At 32.4% G+C, this 18,290-nt stretch carries 10 protein-coding genes; 5 read left to right on the top strand and 5 right to left on the bottom strand.

What is annotated here, in order from left to right:
• Window positions 1–119: 119 nt before the first annotated feature.
• Window positions 120–1,256 carry an ABC transporter ATP-binding protein gene (locus ACS5L2_RS02155; protein ID WP_459202123.1) on the bottom strand — a complete coding sequence of 379 codons (1,137 nt, stop codon included), beginning with the start codon at window positions 1,254–1,256 and terminating at the stop codon, window positions 120–122.
• Window positions 1,257–1,388: 132 nt separating this feature from the next.
• On the opposite strand from ACS5L2_RS02155, the gene ACS5L2_RS02150 reads away from it, so the two are divergent.
• Complete coding sequence (locus ACS5L2_RS02150; RefSeq protein ID WP_459202122.1) at window positions 1,389–2,345, top strand: nucleoside recognition domain-containing protein; 957 nt, start codon at window positions 1,389–1,391, stop codon at window positions 2,343–2,345.
• A gap of 98 nt (window positions 2,346–2,443) precedes the next feature.
• Here the strand turns inward: ACS5L2_RS02150 and ACS5L2_RS02145 are convergent, their stop codons facing one another.
• The 4 genes from ACS5L2_RS02145 to ACS5L2_RS02130 form a co-directional block, all read right to left on the bottom strand.
• On the bottom strand, window positions 2,444–3,178 hold the full coding sequence (locus tag ACS5L2_RS02145) for a vWA domain-containing protein (RefSeq protein WP_459202121.1): 735 nt from the start codon (window positions 3,176–3,178) through the stop codon (window positions 2,444–2,446).
• A gap of 119 nt (window positions 3,179–3,297) precedes the next feature.
• Complete coding sequence (locus ACS5L2_RS02140; protein WP_459202120.1) at window positions 3,298–4,380, bottom strand: ATP-binding protein; 1,083 nt, start codon at window positions 4,378–4,380, stop codon at window positions 3,298–3,300.
• Window positions 4,377–8,249 (bottom strand): cobaltochelatase subunit CobN, encoded by a 3,873-nt coding sequence (locus tag ACS5L2_RS02135; protein ID WP_459202119.1) that lies wholly within the window; start codon window positions 8,247–8,249, stop codon window positions 4,377–4,379. Before ACS5L2_RS02135 ends, ACS5L2_RS02140 begins: the two co-directional genes overlap by 4 nt.
• Before the next feature lie 270 nt (window positions 8,250–8,519).
• The gene (locus ACS5L2_RS02130; RefSeq protein ID WP_459202118.1) at window positions 8,520–12,914 is read right to left on the bottom strand and encodes a CARDB domain-containing protein; all 4,395 of its coding nucleotides are present in this window, start codon (window positions 12,912–12,914) and stop codon (window positions 8,520–8,522) included.
• A gap of 430 nt (window positions 12,915–13,344) precedes the next feature.
• Here ACS5L2_RS02130 and ACS5L2_RS02125 point away from each other — a divergent pair, with 430 nt between their 5' ends.
• The 4 genes from ACS5L2_RS02125 to ACS5L2_RS02110 all read left to right on the top strand — a co-directional run bounded on the left by ACS5L2_RS02125 (window position 13,345) and on the right by ACS5L2_RS02110 (window position 18,225).
• The gene (locus ACS5L2_RS02125; RefSeq protein WP_459202117.1) at window positions 13,345–13,890 is read left to right on the top strand and encodes a cellulosome anchoring protein cohesin region; all 546 of its coding nucleotides are present in this window, start codon (window positions 13,345–13,347) and stop codon (window positions 13,888–13,890) included.
• Window positions 13,891–14,748: a hypothetical protein gene (locus tag ACS5L2_RS02120; protein WP_459202116.1), complete on the top strand. Its 858-nt coding sequence runs from the start codon at window positions 13,891–13,893 to the stop codon at window positions 14,746–14,748.
• Window positions 14,745–16,820, top strand: coding sequence for a PKD domain-containing protein (locus ACS5L2_RS02115; RefSeq protein ID WP_459202115.1), 2,076 nt, complete (start codon window positions 14,745–14,747; stop codon window positions 16,818–16,820). The genes ACS5L2_RS02120 and ACS5L2_RS02115 overlap by 4 nt, the downstream gene beginning before the upstream one ends.
• 127 nt (window positions 16,821–16,947) lie before the next feature.
• Window positions 16,948–18,225, top strand: coding sequence for an ABC transporter substrate-binding protein (locus ACS5L2_RS02110; protein WP_459202114.1), 1,278 nt, complete (start codon window positions 16,948–16,950; stop codon window positions 18,223–18,225).
• Window positions 18,226–18,290 lie beyond the last annotated feature (65 nt).

The following is an 18,290-nucleotide window of genomic DNA, read 5'->3' as shown; positions in this document are numbered from 1 at the left end:
AAAATGGTATAAAGATTAATAAATGAAAAAAATAATTCTTCGTTAAATTCAATAGTCGCTAAAAATTCCATTAAATTTATTTGATAGGTGATATTTAACAAAATTTTCAAGTTATGGTTCTAAATGTCTTTTAAACATTGAATATTTCCATCGTAGTTGATGACTATTTTACCCAATTTTTGAGCTTGTTCCAAGAGATTTAAATTTAAAATATTCATGTCACCAATAGGGTAGTTCGTGTTTATGAATACATCTGCGGATTCTAGTTCCTTGAACGCTTCTTTTAATTTCTTATTTGAAATTTTACAGAATGCTTCTTCACAGATAATATCTAATTCCATAGATTCTGCTACTGCATAGTCAATATCGTTTTTCTGCAAGATTCCAACAGTAATATCATACCCATTTTTTACCAAGTATCTCAATACTCCAGAACCAGTTCCTCCCCCGCAGTTTACAAATACTTTTTTATTTCCATTTTTTTTATCATTAAATTCATTTTTTAACTCGAAATATCCAATCAAACTGCTATAATTAGCATTATTCAAATCATAAAGTGAATTCACTGTTTTTTTATCCATTATATTTTCAGGATACCCATAAGCAATTATTTTGTGGTCCTTAATGAGTGCCATTTTATCAGCTATCCTTAAACCCAATTCTATGTCGTGCAAAGTTACAATTATTGCAAGATTTTTTTCGGTGGCCAGTTTTCTTAAAAGAAGAGTTAGCTCAATTTTATGTTTCGCATCCAAAAAACTGGTCGGTTCATCAAGTATCAATACGTTTGGCTCTTGTGCAATTGCTCTTGCAATCATAATTTTTTGTTTTTCACCATCACTCATCTCAAAGAAATTTTTTGAAAGAAGATGTTCGGCATTTACTGATATGGCAGCATTTGTAACAATTGTTTTATCGTTTTCAGATAATCTGCCAAAAAGATCGGTATATGGGTGCCTTCCAATTGCAATTATATCAAAACCAGTCATATTTCCGGGATTTACTCGATCAGTTAGTACAACTGCCATTTCTTTTGCAAGTTCTTTTGGTTTTAATTCATGAATTTTTTCAGCGTTTAAATAAACTACGCCTGTTTTTGGCTTTAAATATGTTGCAATAGTTTTTAGAAGTGTTGATTTGCCAACCCCGTTTGGACCGATTATACATAATATTTCGCCCTCTTTTATTTCGAGATTTGCATTTTCAACAACCACATAATCGTTATATCCTACAGTTAAGTTTTCTGTTTTTAGCAATGTATCACAACGAGTCATTGTTTTGAGATAGTCTGGACCAAAGTTATAATTTAGAATCTCATATTTATTCAAAAGACTTTAAATAATAAGATATTATATTTTTTATTACTTTATATTAACTATGGTGGTTCAGTGAACATTTTTGATTTTTCAATATTGGGCAATTCCCTATTAAGTGCGGTGCTGTATACAATAAAACTATCATCAGTGGTTCTTCTTACAATGTTTATCATGAACTGCCTGATAAATACCGGAATAATGAAAAAAGTAAGTAATTTTTTATATCCTTTTACAAAACACCTGAAAATGAATCAGCTTTCATTATATTCTATACTTTCATGTTTTTTCAGCCCTACTGTTGGCTATTCGATACTTGCTGAAGGATATAACGATAAAAAAGTCACTGAAAAAGAACTTATTGGAAGTTCCCTTGCAAATTCATTTCCTTCAATATTTTCACATACCGTTACATTTTTTATACCGATTGCAATACCTCTACTCGGAATGACCGGTGTGATTTATATTTTAATCAGATCTGGTGTTGCAATGGTCAAAACAATTATTGGTCTTTTTTATTTGGCGTTAGTCTCGAAAAATATGGCAGAATATGAACCAAAAAACGAAGAACAAAAGAATATTAAAAAAAGCATGAAAAAATCGTTCGATAGTACATTAAGAGTTTCAAAACGAATTCTCCCAATAATGTTTGTCACAATGTTTATCGTCATCTATTTTTCGAATTTAGGGGTTTTTGAAGTCATAAAACTGATTATAACCCCATTTACAGGATATTTAAATCTTGATCCGAGTGTTGGAATTTTAATCCTCACAGATTTAATCAATGTTCAGGCAGCAATGGTAATGGGAAGCGGACTTTTGGAAAATGGGGTTTTGAGTTCAAAAGATGTGATAATTGGATTAATTTTTGCAAATGTTTTATCACTTTCAACAAGATATGCAAAACACTCTCTTCCACTGCACATTTCACTATTCGGGCCGAAATTGGGAACTAAAATTGTCATGATAAATGCAGGTATTACATTTGCCATCGATATATTAATAATTGGAGCATTTTTATTGCTTGGCTGATTCCACAATTAATTTAATATTTTTGTTTTAAAAATTGTAATTACAACCCTGCTAAAAAAATGTAATTTTTCTAAAAAAGTAGTATAAATTCAGATTAGTTATATATTTTCCATTTCAGCATTCGTAATTTCTGATATTTTATCCAAATAGGATATAGATGGATCGATTACCCCTTTATTCCGAATATCATATATTTTAAATGAAATTTTCCTTTTTTGGATGGTTTTTGAAAGTTCTTCGATTTCATATTTTATGTCTTTTTTAATGGGAACATTTGCTTTTCCATCACTTATCAGTATAAATTCAACTGAAGATTTTTTGTTTTTATCCCGAAATTGTTTTGAAATGCTTAATGCAGCTTTAAGTGCTGAAGAAAGCGGGGTTTTACCGCCGGTTTTTATGGACTCTAACTGGGCCTTAATTAAATTATATTTTTTTGTAAATGGAGATAATACTGTAGCTTCACGCCCCCTAAAAGATATTACTGAGATATATTCTCTTTTTACGTATGAATCATCAGCGTAACGGTCCACGATTCCTTTGGCAATTCCAATTCTTTTGGAGATCCCCATACTTCCGCTCGAATCTAAAAGGATTACTGAAAGTTTAGGTATCCTGTTTTTTCGAATTTTTACCTTAAAATCACTTTCTAAAAGTTTGTACGTGTTCTGATTTAGAATTGCGCTGTTTATCGTGGAAATTATATCTATATCTTCGTAGTGTTCGGGTTTTGAGACAGCAGTATATGATATCGGGTATCCCCTTTTAGAGCCTATTTCAGATGCCCTTACTTTTTTAGACCCGCAATGATTTTCAAAACACTTTTTTTCCATTTCTGAATTTTTAGAAATTATTTTTTTATCAAAATTTTCAGTTTCGAAATTTAATTCTTTAAAATTATGGTTTTTTTCTTCGAAATTAGTTTTATTTCCATCATTGTTATCTTTTTCATCTAATGGTGGTGATGGGGGACTAGTTGGCGGATCTGTTTCCGTTTTTTTTTAGATTCGTCTTCTATTTCTTCGTTATTTTCATTTTCCATGGATTGTGATGGCGGATTGCTGTTTGGATTTGATAACCTGTGGATCAGTGCAAGATCCATGGCTGTTTTTAAATCCTCCAAACTAACTTCCATACGTCCATCAAGTGCTGCAATGGTTTTTGCGGTTTTTATCGTGGTTATTTCCGCACGGTGCGTTTTTATTCCCATGTGAATTATCGAATCAATTAACATTTTTAATAGTTCTTCTGAAATTGTTACATCATTCAGTATTTTTTTCGCAAGTTTTATTGATTCTGTTAAACTTTCTTCAATTGACTCATATGTTTCATAAAATGAGATTGGGTCTTTTTGGAATTTTTCGACTCTTTTTAAAACTTCAAGTCTATCTTCTGCTTCAAAGAGGGATTCTATTTCCACGTAAAGTCCAAATCTATCTAATAACTGGGGTCTTAACTCACCTTCTTCTGGATTCATACTTCCAATTAGCACAAATCTTGAAGGGTGTTTAAAGGAAATTCCCTCTCGTTCAATCGTATTCCAGCCCATCGCTGCAGAATCGAGTAATATATCAATAACATAATCATCGAGTAGATTCACTTCATCAATATAAAGAATGTTCCTGTTTGCGTTGGCAAGAATTCCCGGTTGAAGAACTCGTTTTCCTTCATTTAGTGCTTTTTTAATGTCGATTGTTCCTACAAGCCTGTCAACAGTTACGCTTAATGGTAAATCAACTACTTTCATAGTTTTTTCAACTTTTTCGAACTCATTACCTGAATTTACGTTTTCGTAACAGTTATCGCACATTTCAAGGGGATTTTCAGGATTGCAGTTAAATGGGCATTCCAAAACAGCTTCAAAATTTGGTAAAACATGTGAAAGTGACCTTACAAGTGTTGATTTTCCAGCGCCCTTGTCTCCTGTTAAAAGCACCCCACCAATTGAGGGATCAACTGCACAACAAAGCAATGCTTTTTTTGCTTTTTCCTGACCTACAACTGCCCCAAATGGATATATTATTTTTCTACTCATTTTACCACCTTAGATCTGTTCCAAATGCCTTCTAAACCAGATAACGATTCTTTTTTTGCATCTTCGTTGAAAGAACTCGTTATTATTTGGCCACCCTGTATTTCCGATTCTCCATCCATTAATTCTTCTAAGTCCCCTTCTAATTCAGAATATGCTTCTTTAAGTTTTTCGAGCTTTTCTTCATCTGCATCCCATAATCCTCGTGCTGAAGCCTCTATTAATCGTCTTGCAATTTCTTCACAGGCGTAAATATTGTTTTCTTTAAACCATCCCCTCATTTCGTCGTTTAATATATACTGTTCAGTTATCTCATCAAAAACCCAGTCATTAACCATTTTCGTAGTTGCAGACCAGCCGTAGATGTGTTGAATCTTTTTTGAAAATTCATTTGCGCCCCTATATCCATGGACTTTCATTTCATTAACCCATGCAGGATTTAATATTTTAGACCTTGCTACACGCTCAAGTTCTTTTTCAATTGTTCGTACTTTTGCATTTGAAATATCTTTTGTATCTACAATTACGAGGTCTATATCAGAACTATCTCTTAAAGTGGAAACTGCAGTATACATCCCGCCTTGATACGCATATTTTGAACAGCAGTTTGTGATATCATGTTCATCGCTCATGTGGTCCATAGTTACAATATCCACAGTTTTCAAACCTGAAATTAAGGCTTCGGGACTGTATTTTCCATACGATTTTGTAGTGTACCTGTAAGAACCCCACTGTAGCCATACCTTACTTAAATCTTCATCCGAATTCCATGCTGATGCATCTACTGCTAAATTTACTCCTGAACCATATGCACCAGGTGCATTTGCCCAAACTCGAGATTTTGCTTCGTCTAACAAATCTTCGGTTAATTGTTCACTGAATTCATTTAAATATTCTAAATAATGTTTTTTCACGTAGTTCATTTCAAGAGGTTCATCAAGGTTTATTACATTTGTAACTGCATCATCAATTATTTTTATGTAGTTTGGAAGTGTGTCTCTCGTAATCCCGCTTATCCTGACGAGTGTGTCAATTCTAGGCCGAGTTAGTTCTTCAAGTGAAATAACTTCAACATCCTTTACCGAGCCGTCTTTATTCCATAGCGGTTTTACTCCCATTAAATAAAGAATTTGTGCAAGCTGTTCACCATCGGCTTTGTATGCATCCATACTCCACATTATTTGTCCAATATTTTCAGGATATTTACCGTGATGTTCTAAATAATGAGAAATAAGTTTTTCAGCCGTTTTTATTCCTACTTTCCATGATGCAGGGGTCGGAAGTGCAGTTGGGTCGATCGTGTAAAAATTACGGCCGGTTGGAAGAATTTCTATTTTTCCTCTTGTAACTGCTCCAGAAGGCCCTGGAAGGATATATTTACCCCTATAAACATCGAAAACTCCGGAGTATTCTGCAGTACATGCTTTTATTTTTTCTGCAATTAATTTTCCAGTATTTATTGCGTTTAAAATATCATTAGAATCGTTTAATTCACAGTTTTTCAGCATCTGGCTTTCAGATATATTTTCATGGAGTATTTTTAAAATTTCTGCGTCTGATTCAACATTCGTAATTAAAATCTCTTTCAATGTCTTTTGGAGTAAATTCGAATTTTCTTTGATTATTTCTTTTGCAGTAAACCCACTATCATAAATTTTTGAAGATTCGTTTCTTAATTCATCGTAATCAAATCCCAAATATTCTGCAAAAACCCGTTTTATTGACTTAAAGTTGTAATTGTCATAAGTCATCATTGTTATGACATATTTTGAAATTTTTTCTGAATCATCAGTAGGGTTTCCAAGAATATGAAGACCATTCTCAACTTGTGTTCCAGATATCATGTTTAGGTATTCATGAAGTTCTTCGACTACTTCTTCAGGAACTTTTGATGATATCTTAATATTATTTTTTGATACTAATTTGATTATTTCTTCGTAAATTACTTCCATTTTTAAATTATCGTCTAAAGATTTCGCTTTTGAATATTCTGCAAGCAATTCATCAATATCCCCTAAAACTTCAGGCATTGTCATTGGAGGATACATGTGATTTATTATTGTGGCGTATGCCCTCCTTTTTGCCATTACTCCCTCCATAGGGTTTGCTGAATTGTAAATATAAGAATGAGGAACATTATCAATGGTTATTTCTGGCCAGCATGAAGGGGAAAGTCCAACACCTTTTCCTGGCCTAAATTCGAGGTAACCGTGAGTTCCAAAGTGCATTAACATATCTGCGTTGAAAATCCTCGTCATCCAACGGTATGCTGCAAGCCATTGGTGCGGAGGATTGATTAATGGGTCATGTAACACTTTACATGCCTTTCCGTCACAAAATGTACCGGCACAACCCGATTTTGGCTGTGGAGTTACCAGAATATTTCCAAACATAACCCCTGGAACTACAAACCTGTTTTCATGAACCATTCCAATATATTCTCTTGAAACATTTTTAGATAAGACTTCTTTTGGATCTTTCCAGTCTTCTAACATTTTTGAAGTAACATTATTTGGAAGTTCATCAAACCACGCCCTGTATGTGTCGTGATTTACAAAACCTACGGCTCCCCCCTTTTCAACGATTTCAGAACTCGAAGTCCATCTAAATTCATTAACTGCTTTTTTAGACATTAAATAATTCATCATTTCCTGCCCAGTTTCAGGTATGTAATTCCCAACATTGTAACCTTCTTCTTTTAATTTTTTAAGCAATCTTACAAGGCTTTCTGGAACATCTAATCCAAAACCCACTGCAAGAGATGCCTCTGAACCATGGCATGGGGGGTTAATCAACACAATCGCAATTTTCTTTTCAAAATTTGGTTTTTTTGATAGATTTACCCATTTTTTTATTCGTTCGGAAATGTATTTTGCATGTTCGTTATAAGGTTCATATCTTTTGACACCGTTTTCGTCAACCTTACTTCCAACTAAAAAAATAGGTTCGATAGTTCCGTCAACTTCAGGCATTATTACCTGATATACTTGCGACATTGGATCTATTCCTTGAGGATTCTCCATCCATTCGTCTACACTTTCCCTAAATGAATGGATAACTTGCAGTACGGGCACGTCTAATTTTTTTAATAATTCTACGCCAGAAACATCTTTAAATCTATTTTTTGATTCATGAACTCTTGATGAATGGTCTAACATAAAAAAGAATGTAGAATTAACGAGTGCGTTTATTAATGGCTTATCTTCATCAAAGAAGTATTTTTGAATGGTTTCTTCAGCAGTAAGTGAATTATAACCTTCAATATTTAATCGATTAGTAAAAACGGGAATTACTCCTAAATCCTGTTTTTCAATTTCTTCAACGAGTGATTTGATATGGTCAGTACTTTGGCTTATCCAAAAAGTCCTGTGGAAAAATACCCCTACAAAATCCTTTTTAGTCCCATAAGTTTTTAAATAGTCTTCTAAATTTTCGAAAGTTCCGTGTTTGGGGTGCCATATTCCTTGCCAGAGTGTATCCTCAGGTTCTTCCACAGTTAAATTAAATCCTGCAAAATTTAGGAAGATTTTAACAAGCTGTTCAATATTTTTAGGTCCGCCTATTTTGTAATACATAATTGCTTTTGATAATTGAGCATTTGATCCTTTTGAAAGGTGGAGATTTGGCTCAGACCCAGAAATTATTACTTTTGCAGTTGATTCCTCAATTGTCTTTTGCAGTTTTTCATCCATGCTTGGCGAATAAATAAATATAACGTCTGAATTTTTTATGAAGTCCAGATCGATGTTTAAATTTTCAGAATTTGAAATCAAGTATTCAAAAGAAGTTTCGAGTTTTTCTTTATTCAGTGCTTCAGAAAATTGAGGCAGAGTTACTGCACCGTAACCAAGCAATATGGATATTTTTACCATTCTTTTCCTCTTTGATGGGTATTTAGCCATTTTTTTACAGTAAACGACTCTAATTTATGAGGTATTACTTTAAAGCCCCATATTTGAATAAATTATTAAAAATGATATTATTTTGTAATACTTTAAACAAATATTTATTTTTTAATACTATAATTTTTTTAAAAGTATTATGGTTCACGTTTATAATAGTTTCGATAAAAAAAGACATTAATATTCAGAATCTAAATTTAAATTTTTCAAAAAAATAAAAATATTATTTTAAATAAGTTATTAAACTAAAACCGGACCGCTTTGTGTCCATTCAACGGTTATTGGCCATTCTGGCAATTCATCCAAAGTTTTAAAGTATTCTAATGCAGATAGTGTTCCGAATCTGTCAGAACCTGCAATATATACAATAGTGTAACTTTTAATTACAGTTCCTGAATTATCCTGAATAGTCATAACTTGAATAATTCCTCTGTTTTCTCCAGGAACATCGTTTGAAATTGGAATTTCAAACTGACTGTTGTATTCTCTTGCAAATGCGTTTACTTCCGGTCCACCAACAATTATTGTATTTCCGTAAATTGTAAATCCGCTTGCATTTGTTACTCTTTCCCTTAATTGGGTTGCATATCCCATGTCGATTTCATTTCCGTATATAACGGAGGCACTTGAAACAAAGTTTTTAAGTACTTTTGATTCGATGTCGTCAGCAATGTCTGCGGAATATGAACTTCCACCGCCACTTCTGGATGAACTTGATGAAGTACTTTGTGGAAGTGCAGATACGAATTTTATTGTAACTTCGGGATCTTTAATTAATGTTATTTCGAGAATTCCATCAACTGGGGTTCTGTACCATCCAATTGTACTTTCAATGTCATCTTTTTCTAACGAGATGTTAGCTGTTCCATTGTTTACAATTATTTCAGATATTTCCAATTCTCCAACTGGAAGCCTTAATATTAAAAATCCTTTACTGCTTGTGTTGGTTGCAGTGAATCTTAATTCTGAAACTGCGTTAGTTCCATCAGTTACAGTTTCTTGGGTAATATTCGATACGTCAAATCCATAGTTTGAAACAACGACCATATTCGCTATAACTTCATCCATAATGTCATTAGCGTCGTCTTCAGAAGTTATTGAATCAAAATCAATGTTTCCAAGATTTGAAATTGCTTCATTCATTGCGTCTAATGTTTCATTTGTAATGGATATATTTTCAACAACTTCTGGTATCCAGATACTGTCACCATTGTCGAAATATATTTTTGTAACATTAAATTTCCCGTTGTTTGCTGTTTCAAGAGCACTTTCATTTACAAGTTCTGAAACATCACTGCCCACAACAATATTTTCGATTGAATTTAAGTTTAAAATTTTGTTTGAAGTGAATATTTCATTGAATGCGTAACCGTTTACATCGGATAATGCGCATTCTGAGATAATTGCTGAAATCGAATTGTTAGTTCTGTTAAATGTAATATTTGCTATTTCAAATTCGCCATATTCGGTGAATTCATATCCCGTTATAAACAAAGTATTGTTTGTAACTGACCAGTTTGTGGTTTCTCCGATTGCATTAATTTCAACTGCTTCTAAATTATCAAGAGAAAGATATACACTATAATTGTTACACTGTCTTTCTTCCACTATGCCTGATAATTTTACTGAAGCGATTGTCTGGTTTTCTGTTTCTGATTTTTTATAAATCTCTATATAAATAAGTCTTTCAGTTATAGTTACATTTTCAGTGTATTGATTATTTGTTTCGTTTTCTTCACCTATTTCATCCAAATAATCTAAAACGGTTGTAATCGTGAATGGTTTTGATTCTTGAGGAGTCCAGTTAAATTCCACGATTTTTGATTCACCAACTCCCAAATCGGTTACGGTTAAAGGAGCTAATTTATCAACATCAACAGATACGTTTATAGTGCACGAATCTACTGATTCATGTCCAATATTTGATACATTTACCTTGATAACTGCAGGTTCCATGTAGTATGGGTTTGAAACTTCAATATTTTCGACTTTAACGTCTGGACGGCCATAAACTGTAACGTTAACGTCTGTTTCGTTTACGTTATTGAATGCGTAACCGTTTAAATCGGATACTGCAAGGTTTTCTAATGAAATAACTGGGTTTCCAATATCCACTGCTTCAAAGGTTGCGATAGCAATCGTTGTATTTTCATCGATAGTTCCATCAACGATACTGAATGTAACTACTCCACTACCGATTGTTACATTTTCTAAATACGTTTCGTTAGCTTCTGATGCATTTAACTGGAATTTGAAATTAGTACAGGTCAAAACACTTGAACTGAAAACTAATTCTCCTTCAACAGCTTTTGCAGGCCTGTTTGCCGTTAAATCATTTAATGAGAATGTTACATTAAATGTTTCTTTGGTACCCACGGTTTCTTTATCTGATGATAAAACTGCTGAAATTGCGTTTTCTGAAACTGTGTAGTGTGTTGTATTTTGGTTGTTATTTTCGTTTTCTTCGCCGATTTCATCTAAATAATCTAAAACGGTTGTAATCGTGAATGTTTTTGATTTTTGAGGAGTCCAGTTAAATTCCACGATTTTTGATTCGTTAATTCCTAACTCCGTTACTGTTAAAGGGTCTAATTCGTCAGAATCAATGTATATTTTAACTGTAGACGAATTTACTGCCTGATGTCCAATATTTGATACATTTACCTTGATAACTGCAGGTTCCATGTAGTAAGCATCCAAAATTTCAACGCTTTCTACTTTAACATCTGGACCTTCAACTATAATGCCCGTATTTTCAGTACTTACGTTATTGAATGCGTAACCGTTTAAATCGGATACTGCAAGGTTTTCTAATGAAATAACTGGGCTTCCTGCCCGTAATGCTTCAAAGGTTGCGATAGCAATCGTTGTATTTTCATCGATAGTTCCATCAACGATACTGAATGTAACTACTCCACTACCGATTGTTACATTTTCTAAATACGTTTCGTTAGCTTCTGATGCATTTAACTGGAATTCGAAATTAGTACAGGATAAAACACTTGAATCGAAAACTAATTCTCCTTCAACAGCTTTTGCAGGCCTGTTTGCTGTCAAGTCATTTAATGAGAATGTTACATTAAATGTTTCACCAGTTTTTACAGAATCGTTTTCACAGGATAAAACTGCTGAAATTGCGTTTTCTGAAACTGTGTAGTGTGTTGTATTTTGGTTGTTATTTTCGTTTTCTTCACTTATTGCATCTGAAGAATCTAAAACGGTAACAACTGTGAATGTTTTTGATTTTTGAGGAGTCCAATTAAATTCCACGATTTTTGATTCACCAACTCCCAAATCGGTTACGGTTAAAGGAGCTAATTCATCAGAATCAATGTATACGTTTACATCACATGATTCTACAGTTTGGTGTCCGTTGTTTGCAACAGTAACTTTGATAATTGCAGGTTCCATGTAGTAGGGGTTCGAAACTTCAACGTTTTCGACTGAAACGTCTGGACCTTGAACTATCATGTTCGTTTCTGTTTCACTTACATTGTTGAATGCGTAACCGTTTACATCAGATACAACGAGATTTTCTAATAAAATATCTGAGTTTCCAACGGCTAATGCTTCAAAGGTTGCGATAGCAATCGTTGTATTTTCATCGATAGTTCCATCAACGATACTGAATGTAACTACTCCACTACCGATTGTTACATTTTCTAAATACGTTTCGTTAGCTTCTGATGCATTTAACTGGAATTTGAAATTAGTACAGGATAAAACACTTGAATCGAAAACTAATTCTCCTTCAACAGCTTTTGCAGGCCTGTTTGCTGTTAAATCATTTAATGAGAATGTTACATTAAATGTTTCACCAGTTTTTACAGAATCGTTTTCACAGGATAAAACTGCTGAAATTGCGTTTTCTGAAGGCTGATTACCAAATGAAATTTCATTGTTTGTTTCATCAGATTCTTCAATGGCGTATTCAGAATCTACGTAAATATCAAACAGGTTGTTTGGACCCAATGTTATATTTTCAAACATAACAACAGTACTTTCTCCAATATTTAATCCTGCAACTGATTCTTCAACATCTGAATCAATAACTCCCGTAACTGCTTCCAATGAAACGTTGAATGCACTTGTATTAAGAGTTCCGTTGTTTAAAACAGTTACTAAAACAGTATTTGTTTCATATTTTTTTAATGGATCTATTGAAACATTTGTAATTACCAAGTCTGGTAATATCTCGTATACTGAAACGTCAGTATTTGTAACATTTATGTCTACTTCACCTTCTGAATCTGCCAAAGTAGGATTTAATGTAATTTGGGTATTTCCTCTACTTAAGGTCTCAAAAGATAGCGTAGCAATTGTAAAATTCCCAGTTGGTTGGCTAGACATCCATAGAATGGATATAAATCCATCAGATACTCTTTTATCGGCCATTCCTGAACTGGAAACTTCGCTAAGTGTAATAGACGTTAAATTTAAGATATTTTTGTCATAATTTAGATTAGCATTTTCAAAAGCCCAAGTTTCAGGCGCATCTTTAATCAACAAGTCTAAACTAAACGTATCCCCATTTTCAATGCTTAGACTGCTGGAATTTAATTCAACACTCGTGGCAAAACATGCATTTAACGCCAGAAGTGCTAAAATCGAAGTAACAATTAGTTTGAACTTCAAACAATACCACCTTAAAATTTTTTTAGAAAATAATTGACACACACAGTAAAACCCAAAATACCGTTTAATTTTCAAAAATATTGTCATTATTCGATTACTAAATTTTCGTGAAATTTAACGTATTTTGGTTACTGCATAATTTAATGTATTTTATATGTACATATTAATAATAAAAACAAATTTCATATTACAAAAGGATTAATATTTATATTTTATGCATACAATATCATCTAACTTTGAAATAAGTATTAACGAAAAATGATGCCTTGCTGATTCTTCATGCTTATTTTAATACATGTTAAATGATTAGTTATTAAAGTCTAATTTATACTTAATAAATATAACTGGAATAATATAACTATTAAACAAAACATGCCACCAAATTCGGAAGTTTTGTTAGTATTGTAAGTAGATACGATGGAGGGATTTTATGAAAAAAGCATTTTTATTGGTAATACTGTCAATTTTAGTACTGCCTGCAAATTTTGCCAGCAACACTGGTTTAGAAATAGAAATGCCCGAAGAAATTACTGCGGGGGAAGTATTCACTATCGAAGTTAATGTAAAAAATAATATCGAAGTTTGTGGATTTGAATGCGAATTAAAAATTCCATTAGAAGAACAGGATAACTTTGAAATAATAAATGTAACGGAAAATAGTGAGATAAGTGAAAAAGCAGGTCAGTTTTATGAAATAAAAACAACTAAATCGGGGGTATTGAACAGATTCACCGTGTTTGATGAACCTGTAAACGAGGATTTCCATGCATTTACTGTTCAATTAAAGGCATTAAATTCTGGAAGTAATACGTTAACGTTTGTATCAGAATGTGCAGACACGGATGGAAACGCCATACCTGTTGATACGGTCAAAAAAGAATTAAATGTTTTGGTAAATCCCGAATTAGAAAATAATAACAATAATTCATTATTGGATCTGATCAAAAGTATTTTAAATTTCTTTTTCGGTGGTTAAATGAATAAATATATCTTTTTTTCCATTTTTTTAATGTTTTTAATGTTTAGTGAAAATTTTGCATCTGATAATCTTATTTTAAAACTTACTCCCGAAGAAACAAAAACCGAGGGTGAATTATTATATTTTAATATCAGCGTTGAAAATATCCCTCCTGAAAATAGTTTAGATGAAGGCTATGATGGCTCAAATTTAGCAGGGTATGAAAAAGATGGGGGTTGTGCGGCAGTTGATGTTTTTATTAATTATTCAACCGATATTTTGGAGCCAGTCGAATTTAACTGGAGTGAATCATGCATGGAAATGGACTGGAAAGAATACCAGTTCGAAGACGGTGAATTTTATCTGTCAATAACCTTTGATGAAACCAGGTATGATGACTCAATATTCATTGGAACGGTCGTATTTAACCCAATTGCTAAATCTACAACAGAATTAGACCTATCCGGATGTTTGGCTTCAAACTTAGGCAGTCAATATAATGGGGGTAAAAGAACGGCAGACACGGATGATGAAAGAACTACAAGGGTTGAATATCCTGAAACTGAATTTTACGGTTCAGAAATCAAAGTTAATGGTATAAGTTCTTATGAGGGGCCTACAAACTTAGAAGGAACTTTTGAAGAAACTACGGCACTTTCGGGGTCTAATGTAGTCTACAACATTAACGTAGTTCCCAATCAAAAAGAACCCGAAGTAATCGTAAAAAAAGTTGATGTAGAAGAAATATCCCCAAATATTACTGTAATTGTTCAAAATGAGGGCGGTATAAATCCAGTTCTTTTGGTATCCATTTTTTTGGGTAGTATTCTTTCGGGTGCCATGTTTGGTTTATTTTTTAGAGGGAGAATTCTATGAGAAAATATTTATTTTATCTATTGATTCTTTTTTTTGCGATATCACAGGTATTTTCAGAAGATATTTCAGTGAACTTAAAATCTAATTCAGATTCTTTTTTTGTGGGCGATAACTTTAATTTAGACTTGACTGTTGAAAATGTTCCGGTAACTCAAAAATGTGGTGGAATCGAACTAAAAATAACTTATGATCATAGTTTACTAACTTTATCGGATATTGAATTAGATGGTAATTTAAATGCGGATTATAGTGAGGTAAAAGAGTCTGATGGAACAATAAAACTTGCATGGTTTATTACTCCGCCCAGCGGCACCATAGAAATTGCAAAAGTAAAATTCAATACGTTAAACGAAGGTAAGTCAGAAATTACGATGTCAGAAACTGCAATCTCAGATTCTGATGGTTCAGAGTACAAAAATATATCGATAAATGGTTTAAATATCTCTGTAAACCCATTAAATCAAACTGTTGCAGAAATCACTTTGGAAGATTACAAAACTGACGAAAAAATAGATGCTGTTTTATCATTCAAAGGGGTTAAAACTCCTATAAACAATATTTCAGGTTATCTATCTTTTGAAAATGTATCTATTGTTGAAAATCCATCTATCTCGGAATTATTATGTTCTAAATTCAATTACGAGTTAAATTCAAATAATTTTTCATTTTTTATCGTTCCAAATGAAATTTCTGAAAATGAAACAATGTTTGAACTTTTAAGGTTTCCAGTAATTGTAAACAATAAAAATTATAATATTTCAAGCGAGTTATATGTAAACGGAGTAAAACTACAAAATATATCCATAATTGAGGAAAAAGAATCAATAGACGCTTCAACATACTCAGGATTAATGTTTTACGTTGATAATGATTATAATACTGAAACAAAACTTATTATCGGGAGCCCTAAAAAAGTTAAATTAAAAGTATGTAATTACGACAAAAATATAACAAATATTTCAGGTTATCTTTTTATTAATGACTCTTTATTTGACGTTTCTGAATACCAAATACCGACCGTTTCAGACGTTTACAATAAATTAGACTCGTCAGATATTTCTTTGAATGAAAGCTATCTTTATTTTAATATTTCAATGGAAGATAATGGTACAAACGGCACATTTAGTATTTTAGAATTTAAATTACGTTCAAAAATAAATGAAAATGTTTCATCAACTATTCAATTTGGAAATCTTTCTGCATATTTCAATGAAACAAAACTTTCCGTTGATGCAAAAGATTTAGATGTAAATATTGTTGAAAAAAGTCAGAATTCTCCGCCATCAGTTAAAATTTTTTATAATGTATATAATAACAACCAAGTTCATTTTTATCCACTTAGCAATGATAAAGATGATGATTTAGATGATTTGGACTATGAATGGAATTTTGGTGATGGAACAGAGTCCACCAAAGATGAACCTATTCATACATATTCCAATTATTCGAGATATTATGTAAAATGCAAAGTAATGGATACTTTGAATGCAAGTGATACATCAAAAGGGATTATCGAACTTGTAGATATTTCACCTATTTCGTACAGGCTGTCAAATACGAATTTAGTGGGAAGTAAAGGCGAAAATAAAACACTGTACCTAAATTTAACGTTAAATAATCCATTAACTTACAATGTAAATGCATATATTCAATTTGTAGATTACAATGAGTATGATCCATTAAATTCATCCTATAATGTATTATTAAGTATGGGTGAAACTAAAAACCTAATTATTCCTATAAATGTCACTAAATCCGGTAAAATAAAGTGGAATGTTTTGTACTACCCTCCAGCATCGATTACGTCTGATGATATAGATATTGGGTATTATTTATGGAGTTTTGACGAAAATGTTGAATTTAAAGAAAAAGCGACTATTATCAATTCAACAGAATATGTTGATGTGAATAATACAAAAGTTATTTTAGAGGTCAATAAAGTTAAAAGGGTTGAAAATCAGGTCATATACAAAACTGTTTCATCAACAGATGAATCTGTAGTATATTATTGTTTTACGGCAATTTCAGGGGTATTTGCTGGACTTATTTTTGTACGCTATAAGATAAGATAATACCTAATTATTATTAAAGTTTATTTTATAATACTTTTTTATTTTTTATAATAAATTTTAAATACTATCTCAATAACCATAGTATTTGGTAATATATTTTTAATATTATTATTACGAAGGTGGTAATTTGAAAAAAATAATGGCACTATTAATGCTTGCTATGATTGCATTAATGCCTTCAATCTCCGCCCAAGCTATTGGGGACGTTAACGGGGATGACAGCATCAGTATTGCAGACGTAGTTTATCTCTTTAAACACAGAGACGTTGGGTTAGATGTTGGGGATTTAAACTGTGATAACTCGGTAAACGTTGTTGACGTGGTTTATTTATTTAAAAATTATGATACTTTTAGGAATCCAGTAGTATTTTCAGAACGATTTGAAATGGACCCTAACTGGGATGAAGGTTACTGCTACCTTGTAGATTCAGCAGATAATAAATTTGTTTTATTAAAAGAAGGCGCAACTGACCCTGAAATTGAAGGCGCAACTGTTTTAGATGTTCCATTAACTAATGTTGGTACAGTATTTTACTGCCCAATAATTTCTACTGCATGTATTTTAGATAAAACCGAAATATATGATTCTCTCAAAGTAATACCTAAGTCTTATGTAAAATATTCTTCGGAACTACAAACAAGATACGATGCGGGTTTAATACTTGATATTGGATCATCCAGTGCTATGAACTACGATAATGTTCTCAAAGCGAATCCGGATTTAGTATTTTTAGCAGATTGGGACCAACATGATGCAATGGAAGAAAAATTAGCTGAAAATAACATTTTATCGTGTAGATGTTTTACATACGATGAACCTACATTCATGGGTAGAACTGAATGGGCTAAATTTGCCGCAGCATTGTGGGGCGATGAAAACTCCGAAACTATTGAAGAATATTTCCAAGCTACTTGGCAGAAAAGAAATGAATTGTTAAGAACTGCTTCAACTGCTGAAGAATACCCTACAGTAGTTAGTTTCTCATGGTCAAGTTCAAAAGGTACTGCATGTGTTTACGGTGCTCAGCACTACTACAGCAGGATGGTAAATGAATTTGGTGGGGAATATGTATTTAACGACATTCCTGGAACCTCTTCAAATTATCCTGACAAAGAAACATTCTACGAAAGAGCTCAAAATGCAGATGTATGTATTATGAAAGTATACACAGGCAGTGAAGTATTAACTGCAGAAGATTTACTTTTAGTAAATCCAGATTTTGCAAATTTTAAGTCCTATAAAAATGGAAGATTCTATACCTCATATAGGGATTACTTTATCCAAGAAGCAATTGATCCTATCGGATATATGGACGATTATGCAAGAATGATCAACCCTGATTTATATTCAAACGGGGATAGCGATCTCTTACACCACACTAAAATCGAACCAATTGCAGGATAATAACCTCAAATAACAATTACTTTTTTTAATTTTTAAATTAAAATTTAGAATGTAATTTAAAAATA

The organism is Methanococcus mangrovi (genome assembly GCF_054506835.1).
The sequence above is the reverse complement of the archived record's forward strand: the minus strand, read 5'-3'. Positions and strand labels throughout refer to the sequence as shown.